This window comes from Paenibacillus endophyticus (assembly GCF_014192395.1).
Lineage (GTDB): Bacteria > Bacillota > Bacilli > Paenibacillales > Paenibacillaceae > Pristimantibacillus > Pristimantibacillus endophyticus.
This window is the reverse complement of the sequence record NZ_JACHXW010000011.1, coordinates 138816-158200: the sequence shown is the minus strand read 5'-3', so window position 1 is coordinate 158200 and position 19385 is coordinate 138816. Positions and strand designations below refer to the sequence as shown.

General features: G+C 50.3%; 17 protein-coding genes and 1 riboswitch. Of the genes, 12 read left to right on the top strand and 5 right to left on the bottom strand.

Translation table 11 applies throughout. From position 1 onward, the window contains the following. Nucleotides 1-118: 118 nt before the first annotated feature. Nucleotides 119-1102 (top strand): peptide-methionine (R)-S-oxide reductase MsrB, encoded by a 984-nt coding sequence (gene msrB, locus FHS16_RS18465; protein WP_183565781.1) that lies wholly within the window; start codon nucleotides 119-121, stop codon nucleotides 1100-1102. 47 nt (nucleotides 1103-1149) lie between these two features. Continuing rightward, on the top strand, nucleotides 1150-1719 hold the full coding sequence (locus FHS16_RS18460; protein WP_183565778.1) for a nitroreductase family protein: 570 nt from the start codon (nucleotides 1150-1152) through the stop codon (nucleotides 1717-1719). 136 nt (nucleotides 1720-1855) lie between these two features. Here the strand turns inward: FHS16_RS18460 and FHS16_RS18455 are convergent, their stop codons facing one another. The 4 genes from FHS16_RS18455 to FHS16_RS32465 form a co-directional block, all read right to left on the bottom strand. Continuing rightward, nucleotides 1856-2941, bottom strand: coding sequence for a GerAB/ArcD/ProY family transporter (locus FHS16_RS18455; RefSeq protein ID WP_183565775.1), 1086 nt, complete (start codon nucleotides 2939-2941; stop codon nucleotides 1856-1858). A gap of 246 nt (nucleotides 2942-3187) precedes the next feature. After that, entirely contained in the window at nucleotides 3188-4339 is a 1152-nt protein-coding gene (locus FHS16_RS18450; RefSeq protein WP_221226401.1) for a Ger(x)C family spore germination protein, read from the bottom strand. Next, entirely contained in the window at nucleotides 4326-5840 is a 1515-nt protein-coding gene (locus FHS16_RS18445; protein WP_183565770.1) for a spore germination protein, read from the bottom strand. The genes FHS16_RS18450 and FHS16_RS18445 overlap by 14 nt, the downstream gene beginning before the upstream one ends. Before the next feature lie 218 nt (nucleotides 5841-6058). After that, on the bottom strand, nucleotides 6059-7336 hold the full coding sequence (locus tag FHS16_RS32465) for a glycoside hydrolase family 18 protein (RefSeq protein ID WP_183565767.1): 1278 nt from the start codon (nucleotides 7334-7336) through the stop codon (nucleotides 6059-6061). A gap of 409 nt (nucleotides 7337-7745) precedes the next feature. Further along, nucleotides 7746-7845: riboswitch (purine riboswitch) on the top strand. 619 nt (nucleotides 7846-8464) lie between these two features. Between FHS16_RS32465 and purE the strand changes: the two genes are divergently transcribed. From purE to FHS16_RS18420, 4 genes are read left to right on the top strand one after another with little or no spacing between them, the layout of a single operon-like run. Then, complete coding sequence (gene purE, locus FHS16_RS18435; RefSeq protein WP_183565763.1) at nucleotides 8465-8950, top strand: 5-(carboxyamino)imidazole ribonucleotide mutase; 486 nt, start codon at nucleotides 8465-8467, stop codon at nucleotides 8948-8950. Further along, nucleotides 8947-10125, top strand: a complete 1179-nt coding sequence (gene purK, locus FHS16_RS18430; protein WP_183565760.1) for a 5-(carboxyamino)imidazole ribonucleotide synthase — start codon at nucleotides 8947-8949, stop codon at nucleotides 10123-10125. The genes purE and purK overlap by 4 nt, the downstream gene beginning before the upstream one ends. 7 nt (nucleotides 10126-10132) lie before the next feature. Next, on the top strand, nucleotides 10133-11428 hold the full coding sequence (purB, locus tag FHS16_RS18425; protein ID WP_183565757.1) for an adenylosuccinate lyase: 1296 nt from the start codon (nucleotides 10133-10135) through the stop codon (nucleotides 11426-11428). A 15-nt stretch (nucleotides 11429-11443) separates the two neighbouring features. Then, nucleotides 11444-12340 carry a phosphoribosylaminoimidazolesuccinocarboxamide synthase gene (locus FHS16_RS18420; protein ID WP_183565754.1) on the top strand — a complete coding sequence of 299 codons (897 nt, stop codon included), beginning with the start codon at nucleotides 11444-11446 and terminating at the stop codon, nucleotides 12338-12340. A 324-nt stretch (nucleotides 12341-12664) separates the two neighbouring features. Here the strand turns inward: FHS16_RS18420 and FHS16_RS18415 are convergent, their stop codons facing one another. Next, nucleotides 12665-12880 (bottom strand): hypothetical protein, encoded by a 216-nt coding sequence (locus tag FHS16_RS18415; protein WP_183565751.1) that lies wholly within the window; start codon nucleotides 12878-12880, stop codon nucleotides 12665-12667. Between the two features lie 77 nt (nucleotides 12881-12957). Between FHS16_RS18415 and purS the strand changes: the two genes are divergently transcribed. From purS to purN, 6 genes are all read left to right on the top strand, one after another. After that, entirely contained in the window at nucleotides 12958-13203 is a 246-nt protein-coding gene (gene purS / locus FHS16_RS18410) for a phosphoribosylformylglycinamidine synthase subunit PurS (protein ID WP_183565926.1), read from the top strand. Between the two features lie 4 nt (nucleotides 13204-13207). Beyond that, nucleotides 13208-13903, top strand: coding sequence for a phosphoribosylformylglycinamidine synthase subunit PurQ (gene purQ / locus FHS16_RS18405; protein WP_183565748.1), 696 nt, complete (start codon nucleotides 13208-13210; stop codon nucleotides 13901-13903). Then, nucleotides 13881-16127, top strand: coding sequence for a phosphoribosylformylglycinamidine synthase subunit PurL (gene purL, locus FHS16_RS18400; RefSeq protein WP_183565745.1), 2247 nt, complete (start codon nucleotides 13881-13883; stop codon nucleotides 16125-16127). Before purQ ends, purL begins: the two co-directional genes overlap by 23 nt. Then, complete coding sequence (gene purF / locus FHS16_RS18395) at nucleotides 16109-17593, top strand: amidophosphoribosyltransferase (protein WP_183565741.1); 1485 nt, start codon at nucleotides 16109-16111, stop codon at nucleotides 17591-17593. The genes purL and purF overlap by 19 nt, the downstream gene beginning before the upstream one ends. A gap of 64 nt (nucleotides 17594-17657) precedes the next feature. Then, nucleotides 17658-18701, top strand: coding sequence for a phosphoribosylformylglycinamidine cyclo-ligase (gene purM, locus FHS16_RS18390; RefSeq protein ID WP_183565739.1), 1044 nt, complete (start codon nucleotides 17658-17660; stop codon nucleotides 18699-18701). After that, entirely contained in the window at nucleotides 18701-19315 is a 615-nt protein-coding gene (gene purN / locus FHS16_RS18385) for a phosphoribosylglycinamide formyltransferase (protein ID WP_183565736.1), read from the top strand. Before purM ends, purN begins: the two co-directional genes overlap by 1 nt. Nucleotides 19316-19385: the final 70 nt, after the last annotated feature.

The window sequence follows — 19385 nt, the reverse complement described above, 5'->3', positions numbered from 1 at the left end:
GCTGTTTCCAAGAGGGTATAAACCTTGCGGAGCAGCCCTTTTTTGTTGTTCACCTGCCTTGTCATGTATAATAGAGGGAGATTCATTATCAATTGAACCATTTAGGAGGATGATCAGCATGGATCAACCAATTACAAATAACGGCGCAAGCCAAACCGAAGCGAAAGCCATGTTTGCTGGAGGCTGCTTCTGGTGCATGGTATCTCCCTTCGAGGAAATGCCGGGCATTATCTCGGTCGTATCCGGATATACGGGCGGCCATACCGTGAATCCGACCTATCAGGAGGTTTGCTCGGAGACGACCGGACATGCGGAAGCGGTACAAATTACGTACGATCCGCAGGTTTTCCCATACGAGAAGCTTCTTAACATCTTCTGGATGCAAATCGATCCGACGGATGCAGGCGGCCAGTTCCATGACCGCGGCGAATCTTACCGGACGGGTATTTATTATTATGATGAGAAGCAGCGCGAGCTGGCTGAGGCTTCCAAGCAGGAGCTGGCCGCAAGCGGCCGATTCGATCGTCCAATCGTGACCGAGATCGAGCCTGCGCAAGCTTTTTATCCGGCAGAGGACTATCATCAGGGCTATCATAAGACGAATGCGTACCGCTACAAAATGTACCGCAAAGGTTCAGGGCGCGATGCGTTTATCTCCCAAAACTGGACGGTGAAGAAGGACAAGGACGAGCTTAAGCAGCGCCTGACTCCGATTCAATACGAAGTGACGCAGAACAGCGGGACAGAGCGTCCGTTCACGGGCGAGTACTGGGATCACACGGAGGACGGCATCTATGTGGATATCGTCTCGGGAGAGCCGCTCTTCAGCTCCCGCGATAAATATGATGCAGGCTGCGGCTGGCCAAGCTTCACGAAGCCGCTGCAGTCTTCTGCGGTGGCCGAGCATACCGATACCTCGCATTATATGGTTAGGGTTGAGGTTCGCAGCAAAGAAGGAGATTCCCATCTTGGCCATGTATTCGATGACGGACCGCAGCCAACCGGGCTCCGCTACTGCATCAATTCAGCGTCGCTGCGATTCGTCGACAAGGATCAACTGGAGCAAGAGGGCTATGGTGAGTACCGCTATTTGTTCGAGTAACCCAATTGGAGTTACCCTTATCAAATTGAACGGAGGCGTTAACTCTTATGAATATTGAAGAAGCGATTCGCACGCGCAGATCCATTGGAAGAGTGAAGAAGGATCCGGTTGACCGCGCGTTGATCGAGAAGCTGTTGGATGCGGCTGTATGGGCGCCGAGCCATCATAATACACAGCCTTGGTCTTTCATTGTCATGACGGGAGAAGGACGGGGCCGTCTTGCTGAGGGCTACGCACGCGTGTCTGCAGCAGCGGTTCCGGAGCTTAGCGGCCAGGCGCTTGAGGACAGGCTCGCAAAGGAGCGGACCAAAGCATACCGCTCACCAGTTGTCATCGCAGCTGTCTGCTCGCCTTCTGAGGACCCGCGTGCCGTACTTGAGGAGGAACTGGCGGCAACGCAAGCTGCCGTACAGAATCTGCTGCTGGCTGCGCATGCGAACGGCTTGGGAGCGATATGGCGCTCAGGCGATCCGATGTACCATCCTTTGATGAGCGATACGTTTGGCCTGGCTGTTCAAGACCAGATTGTCGGCTTTATTTACTTGGGCTATCCGGATATGACTCCGCCGGAGCCTAAACGTGTGCCAGCTACCGCGAAGACGGTTTGGCTTGTATAGTCCATTGAAGCCGTTTACGTTCAATAGGCCGTCTCGTTCGACTTTGTCGAATTAGACGGCCTGTTTTTATGATGAAATGGATTAGATTTGGACATTGCGTGATTTACTCGAGAATTGAAATGATAAATTTGTTAGTTTATGTTTTCTCTTTTCTTAGCAAAGTCATAATACTTAGCATGATCGGGATTATTGCGATCGGAAGCATCGTTGAAAAAGGAGCAATATTAAGGTTATAGAACGTTAAATCAGATAGGCGTAGGAAGCTTTTCTGGGCTGAAATGAAAAACAATAAGCCTATGGGCAAAATAAAAGGCTTCATGTTTTTTATCCGAAACACATGCCGCAGCAGTATTGTAAAAACATATTGAAGGACAACGATTTCGAATAAGGTGAAAATGGTCCAAATTCCGATGATGGTAATTTCGATTCTTTCCAAATATTCACCGAATTTAACCATTTGAATAGATGAGAAAAAGGGAAACGTAGCTGTTCCGGCCAAATGAATTCCAATCGTGCCTAGGGTCAAATAAGCAGAGACTAACAAATATAAGGCTGCAAGTATTAATCCAAAAATGCTGCTCGAAAAAATCTTTTTCATATTTTTAACCCGAGCTAAGAGAAACCCAAAGACAACCAATTTGCCGAAAGGAAAATACAGGCTAAGCAAGCTGCCATACATGACTTCCGAAAACGAATGTTGAAATTGCGGGAGAAACGGATTAGTCTCCACGTCGCGCAATAAAAAAAAACAGATGATTAAAATGCCTACCAAAAAAAAGGGGAGCGTAATTTGGACGGCTCTCACAATCGTGGTAAGCCCAAGATAAGTGGCGTAAGTCGTACATAAAATAATAAGCAGGATCATTTGGTTTGAAGGCATGTTGGGAATAACGACTGTTGTATAGAATGTGGATAACGCACGACAAGCAGCAGCTTGCATTTCAAGCATATATATTAGATAAATCATAAGAACAAGCCTTGATACCCAATGTCCAAACAATTTGTCGGAAATTTCAACCATCGTTAATAGAGGGTGCTTCCATTGGACATAGCACAAAAGCCACAGCATCCCAATGGCTAATGTCATGCCTATGAGATAAGACATCCAGACATCTTGTTTGAGCAATGCTGCTTCGGATAGAAATAATGTTGAGAATCCGGACAAATAACTGAATACGAGGCAACTGAGCTGGCCATGAGTTATTTTGTTCTGAGCGGCCACACGAATTCCTCCTGCGTATCAGATTATTTACGTATTAAATTATTAGAGATCGGTTTATAGACGAAGGTATAAAACGATTCCACGGTAGGTAATGAGGCGCTGTAGAAAGGGTTGCAATAAATCGCAATCATTCCACAAAAGAGAAGTATGACAATGGCATCGCGTTTTTCATTTTGTTTCCGAAAGCTTGAAAATTGTTGAATACCATAACAAATAGACAGTAAGCAAATGATTGTATTAAGCATGTTAATGGTCTCCTAAATATTGATTCAATCCCAGTTTATCTATTTTTACAGTGACATGGGCTTGAACTGGAATCGTTGGGTAAATATCCGACCATTTATGTTTTAATGCGGCCCACTCCTTCGGATAGTGCTGATAAAAAAGGTCAGAAAAGCCTATAACATCAACATTCAGATCCTTTTGAAAATGAGAAAGCGAATGCTTTATTTTATTTTCCAAAAAGGTGGATGCCGCATGCTCGAGCTGAATGATTGTGTCTAGCTTGTCTACCGATAAATAGTGCTCTATCTCGCCTACAGTTGAGGTTAAACTCAAATGAATATCTACTGTAGGACCATCGGTATCCCTACATTGTATCGATTGCTTGTCCAGCTTAAAATGTAAGGTGACGTTGCTATCATGAAATGGAAAGCTTTCGCTAAAAGTGAGATTCTTCCATTTGCTTTTATCTGACAATAAATGAACGACTAGCACATCTTGCTCATCCAACCAGCCAACCCATTTGCCATGGTTAAAAACGGATCCTCCGCTTAAAGATAGGGCATCTTTGGACTTGAAGGAATGCCTGGATTTACTTATTTTCCCTGCAACAAAGCCCCTATAAGGATCAGTATTCCAATTTGCGATATTTTGTATGCTCTGGCTGATACTTCTTCCCCAATCCTTCTCGTTCCTAACTTTCCCCAGCAAATCATTAGAGAGCAGGTCCTCTGTTTCTGTATTCATATGAAGTAAATTTACGGCTCTTCCTTTGCTTACAAAAAGGAAACTCGTAATACGTATTTGACGATTTCTAATCATGAAATCCATAATTTCATAAAAGGAGTAGCGGGCAGCTCCCTCCCCAATAATAATGAACTTATTATGCTGCCATATTAGTGTTTTTCCAACTTGGCTTCGTAATTTTTTTGCGGCATCCAGAATAGAGCTGCCCGATGCGCTTACAACCCAATCGGAAAGTTTTCCGGTATTCGCCGTACTGGTCGTTGTGGGTAATAAACAATAGGAAGTAAATGTATATTTTTTTGTTTTTTTGTCATAGTCGATGCCCGTCGCTGTTACTAAAGCAATATCGCTAATTTCTGTGACATCGGCTGAACAGCCAGCTGTGCATGTTAGCAAACAGATCGATAGAATAATTTTAACGGTATTCATCCTCATCATTGCGATGCAGGAAACCTCCTTTTTTTCGTTGCGGAGCATCTGCACGGCCAGCCTTGACCTGCATTACATTTTCTCTGTATTTGACAGGAAGAAGAATATACTTCATCAATGTGTCCCTTATGCTATTGAAGCTAACCGGTTCAAGAAATGGCACGCCAAACGTTTGCAAGGAACACAAATGCATGATGAGTATAAACATGCTTAAAGAGAGACCAAACACACCGTAACTAGCGGCGATTAGTATAAAAGGAAACCTCAGCATACGTAAGGCGATAGCCGTACTGAAGGATGGGATTGCAAAAGAAGCAATTCCAGTCATGGCCACTACGATAACCATCGGCCGGGACACGATCCCTGATTGTACGGCAGCCTCGCCTATAATAAGTGCTCCTACGATGCTGACGGATTGGCCTACTGCACGTGGCAATCGAAGACTGGCTTCTCTAAGTATCTCAAAAGCGGTCTCCATGAGGATCGCTTCAATGAAGGTTGGAAAAGGAATTCCGGCTTTTGAGGAAATAAAGGCCATCATCAGCGGTGTCGGAATCATTTCGAGATGAAAGGTGGTCAACGAAATATATAAGGCTGGCCCGAATAAAGAGATAAACAGGCATATCAAACGCAGTACTCTTAAAAAGTTAGCAAAATAAAATCTCTCGTATAAATCTTCGCTAGGGTGCAGCATTTCAAAAAAAGAGGTAGGAGCGATTAAGGCAATGGGCGTTCCATCAGTTATAATCGCTGCTTTTCCCCTACCTAATGCAGTAGCAATGCGATCAGGTCTTTCTGTACTGAAAATCTGGGGGAAAGGGGTGAAAATGTTATCCTGAATTAATTCTTCTATTTGAGCATTAACAATTAAAACGTCCAATTGGATGGATTCGATTTTATTTCGTATTTCCGCTAATAGAGTGGGGTCGATTCGGTTTTCAAGATATAAGAGCATAACCTTAGTTTGGCTTTGCTGACCGATCACATAGGAAATGGATTTGAGATCGGGTGTCTTAAGCTTCCTATGCACCATGCTCAAGTTTTGCTGCAGGTCTTCGGTGAAGCTTTCTTTTGGCCCCCGTACGTTAATTTCAATCTTCGGTTCTTCGATCGCTCGTGTCTCATATCCTGGCATCAGGATACCGTAAGCCACGCAGCTTCCTTCGACCATTACGGCAATACCAGCATCGGTAATCAAGCTAACTACAGCTTCGATATGCTTCAGTTCAATAACGGTTCCAAGAGAGTTTAGAGTGTTCAAAGCTAATTCATTCGCCGGGCCTGTTTTTATATACAGATCTTCGTTCAGTTTCCGAACAAGATGTTGATTTAAATATTTTTCATCGACTAAGATGTTCAAGTAAACAAATGAAGCTAGTAAACTGCCATTTTTATTCATTAGGCTGCGTATAACCAAAGACTCGTTATCTGAAAAGATTTGCCGCAGTTTGTTTAAATTCATTTCGTTTGAAGCATGTATAAGATCAGAATGCAAGACCATTGCAAACCCTCCAAAATCGGCCTTTCAGATGAATAGCAACTGTTGCTACTTCAGGTATTATGTATATTACTGCCATTAAGTATGCATATAATGGCCTTATTTTAATAAGCGGGAAAAAGTGATAATGAATATAAGTTTAAAAGGCTGCCTCGGCATGCGACATGTCGCAGCGGTGCAGCCTCTTCGATATTCCTGCAACAATCCCTTTAATAAAACCGTTAAACAAGCTTCTTGATCGTAAAATTCGCCTGAAGCACATACCAATTTTGCGGGAAAAGAACGCCAAGGACCCAGTAGCTGACGCCGCGCAGGTTGTACGCTTTGACCAGATTGAATTTGGCCTGCACGCTGCGCGCATCCTCAAACCAGACAACATGCTCTCGCCCTTCCTTATCATAATAATGATAATAAGGCGATTGTCCTTCATCGTCGTATTGAATGTCAGCGCCGTATAGGCGCGCACGGCTTATCGCCGCTTGCGGACTTATGGTAGGCGCCCACTTCGCGCCCTGTACATAAGGCAGCGTCCAGTCATAGCCGTACAGCGGCATGCCCATGACGATTTTTTGCGGCGGAATGACGCTCAAGGCATAGGTCAGCACCTTGTTCACCTCGTTCAGCGGCGCTACCGCCCTCGGAGGACCGCCGGACCAGCCCCACTCGTAAGTCATCAGAATAACGAAATCCAAGATACGGCCCATAGCCTCGTAATCATGCGCTTCGTACAGTGTACCGGTCTGAGCGGCGCTCGTTTTGGGAGCGAGACAAGCGGACACGAGCAGGTTGTGCGGATGGAGGCTGTCCACAAGCCTTTGCAGAAAGTCGTTGTAAAGCTCGCGGTCAGCGGGAGGGACATATTCAAAATCGACGTTAAGCGCCAGGTAACCCTTCAGCTTCATTGTGGCAAGGATACTCTCGATAACAGACTGCTGAAGCGGAGGGTTGCTTAGTATGGCATGAGCGATGTCAGGGCTGAAGGTGCCGTTCTCGAAATTGGTGATGACCATCATGGGAGCCGTCCGCGTCTTGTAAGCGGCATTGATAATCGCAGAGTCGTCGAGCGGCGTAATGGAGCCGTCCGCTTGCAGCCGATAGCTGAACGGGCTTAAATAAGTGAGGTTTGGACCTATATCTTCAACAATGGCAACGCCGGGAGCACCGAACTTTTCCGTATAGGCATTGACCTCGATGCTCGGCTTTGCGGCTTGCGGAATGACAAGGTTTTGGCCGGGATAAATGAGCGCGGGATTGCTTATGTGGTTAACGGCCGCAAGCTCCTGCAGCGAAACCCCGTACCGACGCGCAATCAGCCAAAGCGTTTCATTGGCGAGCACCTTATGAGCAACCGCATTGGCCGGGATAATGAGCGACTGGCCGATGACCAGCGGATCGGCAGCATTTATACCATTGGCATCCGCAATCTCTTCAACCGAAACATCGAATTGCTGTGCGAGCTTGTAGAGCGTATCGCCTTTTTGCACGACATGAATTTGCACCGTGGCTAGGCCTCCTCTATTTATTTTCTAAGCATCTGTTATAACTGTATTCGGTGAATTCGGTTCTTAGTCGGCAAAAGCATTGTGAAAACGGACGTAAAGGCGGAAGCTTTGCCGTGTAAAGGGAATAATAAGGGGATTCTGCATGAGCAGGCAGCTCGGGACTCGCGATATTTCCGCAGGTGAGTACAATTAAGAGGCGGGTATCAAGCTTACAGGATATCTGAGATGAAGGCGATCCTCCTTTATTTGGGTATTCCGCTCTGAATTATGATGCGTTTTATTCAAAAAAACGAACCTTTATAAAACATTGTCTTTTAATGTTCGTATTTCATTGACAGTGTTAGGGGGATTAGATAAACTAGAATAGGTTTGAGGCGGAGCACTCTGCCGGAATTGAAATTTGTACTTTATTCATTTACATTAATCTCGTATATATTTGGGATAAGGCCTGAATGTTTCTACCCGGAAACCTTAATTTTCGGACTACGAGCAAGATGAGACGATAAGCGGAACTAAAGCAGCTTTGGGACCGCCATACAGCAAGCTCGCAGCAAGCAGATGCCCGATTATTTGGACATAGGTTGCCTCTCTTACGGGGCAGCCTACTGCTGTCTCTATGACAATGCCCCGCAGCTTGAATCGTCATCATTAAAGTGAAGCATGACTGATCGAGGGTTCGCTTGAACACCGGTCGTTCCTTACGCTTCCGCTCAAGTCCTGCGGCACTCCCATTATAATGGTTGCTGACGGGCTATTTCTGTTTTTGAAATATGAGGAAAGTATATCCACAGGCTATACATTCTCTATATTTCTTGGAATGAACCGCGCAGCGCCGCCAAAAGACGGCGATAGCCGTTTCACCTTGAGATATAAGCATTTATGTGTTTTCACATATTCATGTGCTTATATATCTCTTCGAAACGACTGCTTTTGCCACAGAGGACGGCGACAACCGTTTACGCTTGACGTATAGGAAAGGATATGGGTTTGCTCATCCTTTCTCTATACGTTTCGCCGAAACGATGCCGTCTATGGAAAGGACGCCGTCAGGCGTTTCTTCTTACAGCTTTGGTTATTAGAGGCTTTATGAAATATAATCTTATTAATGAAAGTGGGTTTGATCGCATGTCTGCGAAGGTGGGCGTCATCATGGGCAGCAAGTCGGATTGGGACACAATGAAGTTAGCCTGCGACGTTCTGGAGGAATTGCAAATTCCTTATGAGAAAAAGGTCGTTTCGGCGCATCGTACGCCGGATTTGATGTTTGAATACGCGGAGACTGCGGTAGAGCGCGGGCTTAAGGTAATTATTGCCGGAGCCGGCGGAGCTGCGCATTTGCCCGGCATGGTCGCTGCAAAGACGATTCTGCCGGTTATTGGCGTTCCCGTTAAGTCTTCCAACTTGAGCGGGCTGGATTCCTTGCTCTCAATTGTACAAATGCCGGGCGGCATTCCGGTAGCTACGGTAGCGATTGGCAATGCAGGCGGTACGAATGCCGGCCTCTTGGCGGCGCAAATGCTCGGGGCGTTCGATCCTGAGGTGCAAGCGCGCGTTATGGCGCGACGCGAGCGCGTGAAGCAGGAAGTGCTGGAAAGCAGTGAGACGCTATGAGCAGCATCAACGCGGACAAGCAGCAGGTGAAGACACTGCTGCCGGGAAGCACGATTGGGATTCTAGGCGGCGGCCAGCTTGGCCGAATGATGGCAAATGCGGGCAGCGCGATGGGCTACAGATTCATCGCTCTCGATCCGGTTCCGGACAGTCCGGCAGGCCAAGTCGCTGAGCAGATCGTTGCGGCTTATGATGATCGCGAAGCGGCAAGAGAGCTTGCGAAGCGTTCAGACGTTATTACGTACGAATTCGAGAATGTCGATGCCGAAGTAGCGAAGATGCTGATGGATGAATCGCATGTGCCGCAGGGAAGCGAGCTGCTTTATACGACGCAGCATCGTCTTCGGGAGAAGCGCGCGATTCAAGCAGCAGGCGTCAAGGTGGCTCCATACCGCGAGATTAGCAGCGTGGACGAGCTTCGTGAGGGAGTCGGGGCCTTCGGAACGCCATGCGTTTTGAAGACAGCCATGGGCGGCTATGACGGTAAAGGACAATGGGTCATCCGCAGCACGGATGAAATTGAAGAGGCATATGAGACGCTCGCTCGTGCCAAGGTACAGCTCGTGCTGGAGCAATTCATCCGCTTCGACAAGGAAATTTCAGTTATAGCGGCGAGAAGTCCGCAGGGGGAGATTAAGACCTTCCCGGCAGCGGAGAACATACACGTCGATAATATATTGCATTTGTCTATCGTTCCGGCAAGAATCAGCGAGGAGCTGCAGCGCGAGGCTGAGCAGCTTGCTGCTCGAATCGCGGAAGGGCTTGGCGCAGTCGGTCTTATCGCAGTTGAGCTGTTCGTGACGGCTGACGGGGAGCTGTTCGTGAATGAGCTCGCCCCAAGGCCGCATAACAGCGGGCACTATACGATGGAAGCTTGCCGGACGTCACAGTTCGAGCAGCATGTGCGTGCCGTGTGCAACCTGCCTCTTGGGGATACGACACTCATGAGCCCTGTCGTGATGGTCAATGTGCTTGGGCAGCATGTCGAGCCGCTGCTTTCGCTGATGGCAAGCAGCGATGAGTCGGCCGATCGGCTAAAGGTCGCACCTAAGGTGCACTTGTACGGGAAGAAAGACGCGCTTGTGAAACGCAAAATGGGACATGTCAACGTGTTGGCCGATAATATTGAGGCTGCACTTAGCTGGATTGAAGCTACAACTATTTGGAAGGTGTGAATGATTCATGTTAGAGCGTTACAGCAGACCGGAAATGAGAGCGATTTGGACAGAAGAAAACAAATTTAGAGCATGGCTGGAGGTTGAGCTTTGCGCATGCGAGGCTTGGTCCGAGCTGGGCATTATTCCGAAGGAAGACGTTGTTGCGCTTCGCGCGTCCGCTGACTTCGACATTGATCGCATTTACGAAATCGAGCAGGACACTCGCCATGACGTCATCGCGTTTACGCGCGCGGTATCCGAGAAAGCAGGTCCGGAAGGCAAATGGGTTCACTACGGCCTGACTTCGACAGACGTTGTGGATACGGCTATCGGTTACCTTTTGCTGCAAGCCAATGCGATTCTTGTAAAAGATATTGAGCGCTTCATCGAAATTCTGAAGGACAAAGCCCTTCAATATAAAGACACGCCAATGATGGGCCGTACGCACGGCGTTCATGCGCAGCCGACAACTTTCGGTCTCAAGATGGCGCTATGGTACGAGGAAATGAAGCGTAACCTGGAGCGTTTCCACCATGCGGCAGACAACGTGCAGTTTGGTAAAATGTCCGGCGCCGTAGGCACATTCGCTGACATCGATCCGTTCGTGGAAGAATTCGTCTGCAACAAGCTTGGCATTACCGCTGCCCCAATCTCGACTCAAACGCTGCAGCGCGACCGTCATGCTGAATATATGGCAACACTTGCGCTTGTCGCTTCGTCGCTTGATAAATTCGCAACCGAGATTCGCGCTTTGCAGAAGAGCGAATTCCGCGAAGTCGAAGAGCCGTTCGCGAAGGGCCAAAAAGGTTCATCCGCAATGCCACACAAACGCAATCCGATCGGCTGCGAGAACATCTCCGGCTTGTCGCGCGTCATTCGCGGACATATGGTTACAGCTTACGAAAACATTGCGCTTTGGCATGAACGCGATATTAGCCATTCTTCGGTTGAACGGATTATTTTGCCGGATGCGACGATGCTTCTGAACTACATGCTGAACCGCCTCGGCAATATCATCAACAACCTGCAAGTGTTCCCGGAGAACATGAAGCGGAACATGCAAGCAACGTACGGCGTGCCGTTCTCGGGCCGCGTACTGACGAAGCTGATCGACAAAGGCTTCAGCCGCGAGAAAGCATACGATACGGTACAGCCGCGCGCGATGCAAGCATGGGAAACACAGCGCCAATTCCGCGATATCATCGGCGAGACCGAGGAAATTACAAGCGTGTTGTCCACAGAAGAGATTGACGATTGCTTCAACCCGGCTTGGCACTTGAAGCATGTGGATACGATTTTCACACGTTTAGGATTGATCTAAAGGGAGGCTGGCCTGATGAGCGCAACATCGCAAGCATTATCGACGGCTGTCGATTATATAAAAGCTCCGCTTATTTACAAAGGCAAGGTTCGCGAGCTTTACGATCTTGGGGAGCATTTCCTGATCGTCGTGACGGACCGCATCTCGGCCTTCGATTATGTGCTTGACCCGGCCGTTCCGGACAAAGGCAATGTGCTTAACCGCCTATCGGCGTATTGGTTCGAGCAAACGGCTGATATCCAAGTGAATCACGTCGTTCATACCGACGTGGAGAAGCTTGGGGCACTCGTTACGGAACCTGAGCTGCTCAAAAACCGTATCATGGTTACCCGCAAAGCGGAACGCATCGATATCGAATGCGTCGTGCGCGGCTACATCACGGGCGGCGGCTGGAGGCAGTATCAGCAAACGTCTGCAATTAACGGTATCGCCCTTCCTGAGGGCCTTCGCAAAAACGAACGTTTTCCAGCTCCGATCTTTACGCCAGCGGCGAAAAACGATGTTGGTCATGACGAGGACATTCCGTTCGAGAAGATGGCCGAAATGGTAGGTAGCGAGCTTGCAGAAGAGCTTCGCGACCGCAGCATCAAGCTGTTCGAGTTCGCTCACGGCTACTGCGCCGAGCATGGCATCATTCTCGCGGATTGCAAGTTCGAATTCGGGCTGATCGATGGTAAAGTCGTGTTGATCGACGAAATCTTCACGCCGGATTCCTCGCGCTTCTGGGCGGAAGGCAATTATGCGCTCGATATCGAGATCGATAGCATGGACAAAGAGCCGGTGCGCACGTACTTGCTCGGCTCCGATTGGGACCGCGACAGCAAGCCTGCACCTTTGCCGGATGAGGTTGTAGCGGAAACGACAGCCCGTTATCGCGATATTTACCGCCGTTTGACTGGCGTGGAGTTGTAGGGAGTTTTGGGTTAAACTAACGGTAATAATGGCCGTTATCGCACAGCCTGCTGCCTGCAGCAGGTAGTAACTTTTTTAAAAACGTCGAGCGCGAGCGAAGACGCTGATATAGGGGCGCGGAAGCGCATGCCTTCACAGGCAGGCAGCCAGCGAGAGCGCTGCTGCACCCCATACAAAGGCAGCCTGAGTGAAAGCGCAGGGCTGCAGCAATCAATAATGGCCAGCGGAAGCGCAGGTCAATCACACAAGTTCTCGGTAGCCAGAACTTAGTACTTAGCACTTAGCACGTTGGCTCCAAGTGGCCAGCGACAGCGCGGCCACCGCTTAGCACTTAGCACGTAGGTTCCAAGTGGCCAGCGACAGCGCGGCCACCACCATTGCTTCACCGACCACACTCGCAAAGGTTTTTATTGCAGAATGTGGGAGCTCGGAGAGCGGGAAGTTGTTGCCGGAGAGCGACAGCGATCGCTTCTTGAAGACCGGGAAATAACCGCTAAGCGGTGTAATCAGATTTCCCGGCTTCAATAGCGGCGTAGGCAATAACTCCCGCGCCCGAGCGGCCATCACATTTTGACCAATAAATCCGCCGCGAAAAAAACCCACATTTTCAGGAGGCTATTATGAAGGCAACCGTCTACGTCACCATCAAGCAAAACGTTTTGGATCCACAAGGAACCGCTGTACAAGGCGCGCTTCACACACTGGGCTTCTCCGAAGTCGAAAAAGTACGCATCGGCAAATATTTGGAGCTTGAGCTAGATACGGCTGACCGCGCTGAAGCGGAAGTACGCATCAAAGCGATGTGCGAAAAGCTGTTCGCGAACACGGTTGTAGAAGATTTCCGTTTTGAACTGGAGGGTTAAGACGATGAAGTTTGCGGTACTCGTATTTCCTGGCTCCAACTGTGACATCGATTGCTACAAAGCCGTCGAAGACACCATCGGCCAGTCGGTTGACTATGTATGGCATACAGCTACGGACTTGTCCGCGTATGATGCAATTCTAGTGCCGGGAGGCTTCTCCTACGGCGACTACCTGCGCTGCGGCGCAATCGCGCAATTCGCGGCTGTCATGGGCGAAGTGCAAAAAGCGGCCGAAGCAGGCAAGTTTATTTTGGGCATTTGCAACGGGTTCCAAATTTTGACGGAAGCCGGCCTTCTGCCAGGCGCCTTGATCCGCAACAACGGTCTGAAGTTCCGCTGCCATCAAGCTCCTCTTGAAGTGGTAAACAGCAGCACGGCATTCACAAACCAATACTCGCAAGGCGAGATTATTAATATTCCAATCGCACACGGCGAAGGCAATTACTATTGCGACGACGCAACGCTTGCCGAGCTTAAAGCGAATGACCAAATCGTGTTCCGCTACGCAGGCGACACGAACCCGAACGGTTCCGTTGAGAACATCGCGGGAATCAGCAACAAAGCAGGAAACGTAGTAGGAATGATGCCTCACCCAGAGCGCGCGATTGATCAATTGCTCGGCTCGGAAGACGGAAAGCGGATGTTTACATCGATTTTGAATGCATGGAGGGAACAACATGGCGCAGCAGTTAACAGCTAAGGAACCGACAGCGGAGCAAATTGCCGAGCAAAAGATTTACAGCCAGTTTGGCGTATCCGATTATGAGTTTGAGCTGATTTGCGGTTTTCTAGGCCGTCAGCCCAACTACACGGAAATCGGCGTATTCAGCGTCATGTGGTCAGAGCATTGCTCTTACAAAAACTCCAAGCCGATTCTCAAAAAGTTCCCAATCACAGGACCGCGCGTTCTGATGGGACCGGGCGAAGGCGCGGGCATCGTCGATATCGGCGACAACCAAGCGGTCGTATTCAAAATCGAATCGCATAACCATCCATCTGCTGTTGAGCCTTACCAAGGCGCGGCAACGGGCGTTGGCGGCATTATCCGCGACATCTTCTCCATGGGCGCGCGTCCAATCGCATTGCTGAACAGCTTGCGCTTCGGACGTCTAGAGAATGAGCGCGTTAAATATTTGTTCGAGCATGTCGTTAGCGGCATTGCAGGCTACGGCAACTGTATCGGGATCCCGACGGTTGCAGGCGAAGTGATGTTCGACGAGAGCTACGAGGGCAATCCACTCGTTAATGCGATGTGCGTCGGCCTAATCGATCATGATAAAATCCAGCGCGGTGTGGCTAAAGGGGTAGGCAATCCGGTATTCTACGTAGGTCCTGCAACTGGCCGCGACGGTATTCACGGTGCTACGTTCGCATCCGTTGAGCTTTCCGAGGAATCCGAAGAGAAGCGTACGGCGGTACAAGTCGGCGATCCGTTCATGGAGAAGCTGGTTATGGAAGCTACGCTTGAGCTGATCGATTCCGGTATCGTGCTCGGCATTCAAGACATGGGAGCGGCAGGCTTGACATGCTCAAGCGCAGAGATGGCTTCCAAAGCGGGCAACGGCCTTGAGCTTTACCTCGACGAGGTGCCGCAGCGCGAAACGGGCATGACGCCTTATGAAATGATGCTTTCCGAGTCGCAAGAGCGTATGCTCTTCGTCGTAGAGCCACAGCATGAAGCGCAAGCCAAAGAAATTTTTGACCGTTGGGGCATTATTTGCGCCAAAGTAGGTAAAGTAACGGATGACGGGCGTCTTCGTTTGTTTCACCAAGGCCAAGAGGTTGCCGATATGCCGGTAAAAGCGCTCGTTGACGAGTGCCCTGTATACGACAAGCCTTCGAAAGAGCCGGCTTACTACAGCGAAAATGCTGCGGTAGACACTTCGGCTTACGAAGAAGTAACCGACCTTACCGGCGCGCTGGAGAAGGTTCTTGCTTCCCCAACCGTTGCGAGCAAAGAGTGGGTTTACAATCAATATGACTACATGGTTCGTACGTCGACAGCCGTTCAACCGGGCTCCGATGCGGCAGTTGTGACGATTCGCGGCACGCGCAAGGCGCTTGCGATGACGACAGACTGCAACGGACGTTACGTATATCTGGATCCAGAAGTCGGCGGACGCATTGCCGTTGCCGAAGCAGCCCGCAACATCGTTTGCTCGGGCGCTGAGCCGCTTGCCGTTACGGACAACCTGAACTTCGGTAACCCGGAGAAGCCGGAAGTGTTCTGGCAGCTTGAGAAATCGGCTGACGGCATGTCCGAGGCTTGCGTCATCTTGAACACGCCTGTCATCGGCGGCAACGTGAGCTTGTACAACGAGAATGCCAAAGGTGCGATCTTCCCGACACCGGTAATCGGCATGGTTGGCCTCGTGCATGACATTGACCACATTACGACGCAAGGCTTCAAAGCAGAAGGCGACGTCATTATTCTCGTAGGCGAGACGAAAGCGGAACTTGGCGGAAGCGAACTGCAATACGTCCTGCAAGGAGGGGCTGCTGGCCGTCCTCCAGAAATTGATCTGGCAACGGAGAAAAAAGTTTTGGATGCCGTGCTTGGCGCGATCCAAGGCGGTCTAGTCGCTTCGGCGCATGACTTGTCCGAAGGCGGAATCGCAGTTGCTGTAGCGGAATCCTGCATCAGCGGACGCCTTGGCGCGGAAGTCGCTTTGGCATCAGACCTGCGCGCGGATCACCTGTTGTTCAGCGAATCGCAATCCCGCATCCTTCTTTCGGCTAAGCCGGAGAATGCTGCGGCATTGCAAGCGAAGCTGTCGGAGCAAGGCGTTGTTCACACTCAAATCGGTACAGTTAAAGGCAGCAGCCTGACCATAAGCGTAAACGGAAAAGCCGGCATTCAGGCGCCGGTAACACAACTGGAGAAGGTCTGGAAGGATGCGATTCCATGTCTGATGAGCAAATAAGACAGGAGCCTTTGTTATGGACGGGCGACCATTATAACGAAGGCATTGGCCGTGACGATATTTTTGACAAATTGCGTGAAGAATGCGGCGTCTTCGGGGTATTTAATCTCCCTGAAGCGTCCAACCTATCCTATTACGGGCTCCATGCGCTTCAGCACCGCGGCGAGGAAAGCGCGGGGATCTGTACGGTTGATACGAAAAACGGCAACAAGTTCGCGTATCACCGCGGCATGGGTCTTGTTAAAGAAGTATTCAACAAGGACAATCTGGATATTCTTGCAGGTGACCGCTCCATCGGCCATGTCCGTTACTCCACTGCGGGAGAGAGCAAGCTTGCCAATGCGCAGCCACTTATATTCCGCTACCGTGACGGCGACCTAGCGGTTGCTACGAACGGGAATATCGTAAATGCGCCGGAAATTCGCAAAGAGCTTGAAATGTCGGGTTCGATTTTCCAAACATCAAGTGATACCGAAGTTATTGCCCATCTCATCGCCCGTTCCTCGAAGGACTTTGAGACGGCTGCCAAGGAAGCTTTGCAGCGCATTGTCGGCGGTTTCGCATTCCTGATCATGACGAATGACAAGCTGCTTGTCGCGTCTGATCCGCATGGCTTGCGTCCGCTCGTAATGGGCCGAATCGGCGACGGCTACGTGTTCTCATCGGAGTCTTGCGCGTTCGAGACGATCGGTGCAGTGTACGAGCGTGACGTCCAGCCAGGCGAGCTTCTCATACTGGATGCGGATGGCATGCGCGAGACGCGTTATGCCGAGGTTGAACGACGTGCGACCTGTGCGATGGAGTATATTTATTTCGCCCGTCCGGACAGCGATATTAACGGCATTAACATTCATATGGCGCGCAAGCGTATGGGCCGCCAGCTCGCTTCAGAGTCTTTTGTCGATGCGGATATCGTAACGGGCGTGCCCGATTCGAGTATTTCGGCGGCAATCGGCTATGCGGAGCAAACGGGTATTCCATATGAGCTTGGCCTCATCAAAAACAAATATACCGGCCGGACGTTCATCCAGCCTTCCCAAGAGCTTCGCGAGAAGGGTGTCAAAATGAAGCTGTCCGCCGTGCGCAAAGTAGTGGAAGGCAAACGTGTCGTAATGATCGATGATTCGATCGTGCGCGGAACGACATCGCTTCGCATCGTAAACCTGCTTCGTGAAGCAGGTGCGACTGAAGTGCATGTGCGGATTACGTCGCCGCCTTTCAAAAACCCTTGCTATTACGGCATCGATACGCCGGACCGCAAGGAGCTTATCGCTTCTTACCGTACGGTAGAGGAGATTCGCAAGCAGATCAACGCGGATTCATTATCCTTTTTGAGTGATCAGGGCTTTGTTGATTCAGTTGGCGGCAATGACGGAGCATACAATCGCGGCATGTGCCTGGCTTGCTTCGACAATGACTACCCAACGCCGGTTAACGAAGAATCGGACAAGAGCTGCAGCTGTTAATCGCATAAATGTTAAAACCCATGGAGTGTTTATGCTCCTAAATTAGTTAAGGAGTTGACCGAGAGTGTCAGAAGCGTACAAAAAAGCCGGCGTCGATATCGCGGCAGGCAACGAAGCGGTAGAACGGATGAAAAAGCACGTGAAGCGGACATACCGTCCCGAGGTGCTGGCAGAGCTAGGCGGCTTCGGCGGTCTGTTCAGCCTGAACAAGGACAAGTATGATGAGCCTGTGCTAGTGTCTGGAACGGATGGCGTCGGAACGAAGCTGAAGCTTGCTTTTGCCATGGACAAGCATGACACGATCGGCATTGATGCCGTAGCCATGTGCGTGAACGATATTATCGTACAAGGCGCGGAGCCTTTGTTCTTCCTGGATTATCTGGCATGCGACAAAGTCGTGCCTGAGAAAATCGAAGCGATCGTCAAAGGAATCGCGGAAGGCTGCGTGCAAGCGGGCTGTTCCCTGATCGGCGGCGAAACGGCTGAAATGCCAGGCATGTATCAAGGCGGAGAATATGATATCGCAGGCTTCACCGTAGGTATCGTAGACAAGAAAAAAATGATCGACGGCTCGACGATCGCTGCAGGCGACGCGGTAATCGGCTTCGCTTCCAGCGGCATTCACAGCAACGGCTTCTCGCTTGTTCGCCGTTTGCTCCTTGAGGATGCCGGCTATAAGCTGGATCAAGAGCTGGAAGAGCTTGGCGGCGCTAAGCTTGGCGACGTACTGATCGAACCAACCCGCATCTATGTGAAATCGGCGCTTAAGCTGGTGGAGCAGGTAGAAGTGAAAGGCATGGCGCATATTACGGGCGGCGGCTTTATCGAGAACATCCCACGGGTATTGCCGGATGGCGTGAACGTGGACGTAGAATACGGCTCATGGCCGATTCTGCCAATCTTCGACCTGATGCAATCAAAGGGCAGCATTACAAATCGTGATATGTTCACGACTTTTAATATGGGAATCGGCTTGGTTGTCGTTGTGCCGGCTGATCAAGCGAACGAAGCTCTTCGCATTGCGGCTGAGCTTGGCGAGCAGGCTTACCGTATCGGAACGGTTACGGAAGGCAGCCGCATCGTGACTTTCACGGGAGCGGAAGTATAATGGGAGCACTTCGCATCGCTGTGTTCGCTTCGGGACAAGGCTCCAACTTCCAAGCGATCATAGATGCGGTGCAGAATGGGAAGCTCGATGTAACCATCGAGCTTCTTGTTTGTGACAAGCCTGCCGCTCCCGTAGTGGAGCGCGCACGGAAAGCAAGCGTGGACACGTTCCTGTTCGCGCCAAAGGAATATCCGTCTCGCGAGGCGTACGAGGCGGAGATTATCGCCGAGCTCGAGCGCCGCGGCGTCGAGTTGATCGTGCTCGCGGGTTATATGCGCATTATCACGTCGGTACTCGTTGAGCCGTTTTACGGGCGGATGATTAACATCCATCCGGCGCTGCTGCCGGCATTCCCCGGCGTGAACGCCATCCAGCAGGCGCTCGCATACGGCGTTAAGCTGACGGGCGTTACCGTCCACTATGTGGACGGGGGCATGGACAGCGGGCCGATTATCGCGCAGCGTGTAGTTGAAGTAGCGGACGAGGATACGGAAGACTCGCTCGCCGTGCGCATTCATGCAGCCGAGCAGGCGCTGCTGCCGGGCGTCATTCAGCGGATCGCGCAGGGGCGTGTGACGCTGGATGGACGGCATGTGCGAGTGAGCAGCTCATAGGAATATGAAGGTAGACAGCGAGGGCTGGAAATCAGCTCATAGGGATTATGAAGGTAGACAGCGAGGGCTG

What these genes read in the sequence shown, in the direction of transcription:
- purE (WP_183565763.1), top strand. Translation starts at nt 8,465, where the DNA reads ATGTCTGCGAAGGTGGGCGTCATCATGGGCAGCAAGTCGGATTGGGAC.
- purQ (WP_183565748.1), top strand. Translation starts at nt 13,208, where the DNA reads ATGAAGTTTGCGGTACTCGTATTTCCTGGCTCCAACTGTGACATCGAT.
- purB (WP_183565757.1), top strand. Translation starts at nt 10,133, where the DNA reads ATGTTAGAGCGTTACAGCAGACCGGAAATGAGAGCGATTTGGACAGAA.
- purF (WP_183565741.1), top strand. Translation starts at nt 16,109, where the DNA reads ATGTCTGATGAGCAAATAAGACAGGAGCCTTTGTTATGGACGGGCGAC.
- msrB (WP_183565781.1), top strand. Translation starts at nt 119, where the DNA reads ATGGATCAACCAATTACAAATAACGGCGCAAGCCAAACCGAAGCGAAA.
- FHS16_RS18450 (WP_221226401.1), bottom strand. Translation starts at nt 4,339, where the DNA reads ATGAATACCGTTAAAATTATTCTATCGATCTGTTTGCTAACATGCACA.
- FHS16_RS18420 (WP_183565754.1), top strand. Translation starts at nt 11,444, where the DNA reads ATGAGCGCAACATCGCAAGCATTATCGACGGCTGTCGATTATATAAAA.
- purL (WP_183565745.1), top strand. Translation starts at nt 13,881, where the DNA reads ATGGCGCAGCAGTTAACAGCTAAGGAACCGACAGCGGAGCAAATTGCC.
- FHS16_RS18460 (WP_183565778.1), top strand. Translation starts at nt 1,150, where the DNA reads ATGAATATTGAAGAAGCGATTCGCACGCGCAGATCCATTGGAAGAGTG.
- purK (WP_183565760.1), top strand. Translation starts at nt 8,947, where the DNA reads ATGAGCAGCATCAACGCGGACAAGCAGCAGGTGAAGACACTGCTGCCG.
- FHS16_RS18445 (WP_183565770.1), bottom strand. Translation starts at nt 5,840, where the DNA reads ATGGTCTTGCATTCTGATCTTATACATGCTTCAAACGAAATGAATTTA.
- purN (WP_183565736.1), top strand. Translation starts at nt 18,701, where the DNA reads ATGGGAGCACTTCGCATCGCTGTGTTCGCTTCGGGACAAGGCTCCAAC.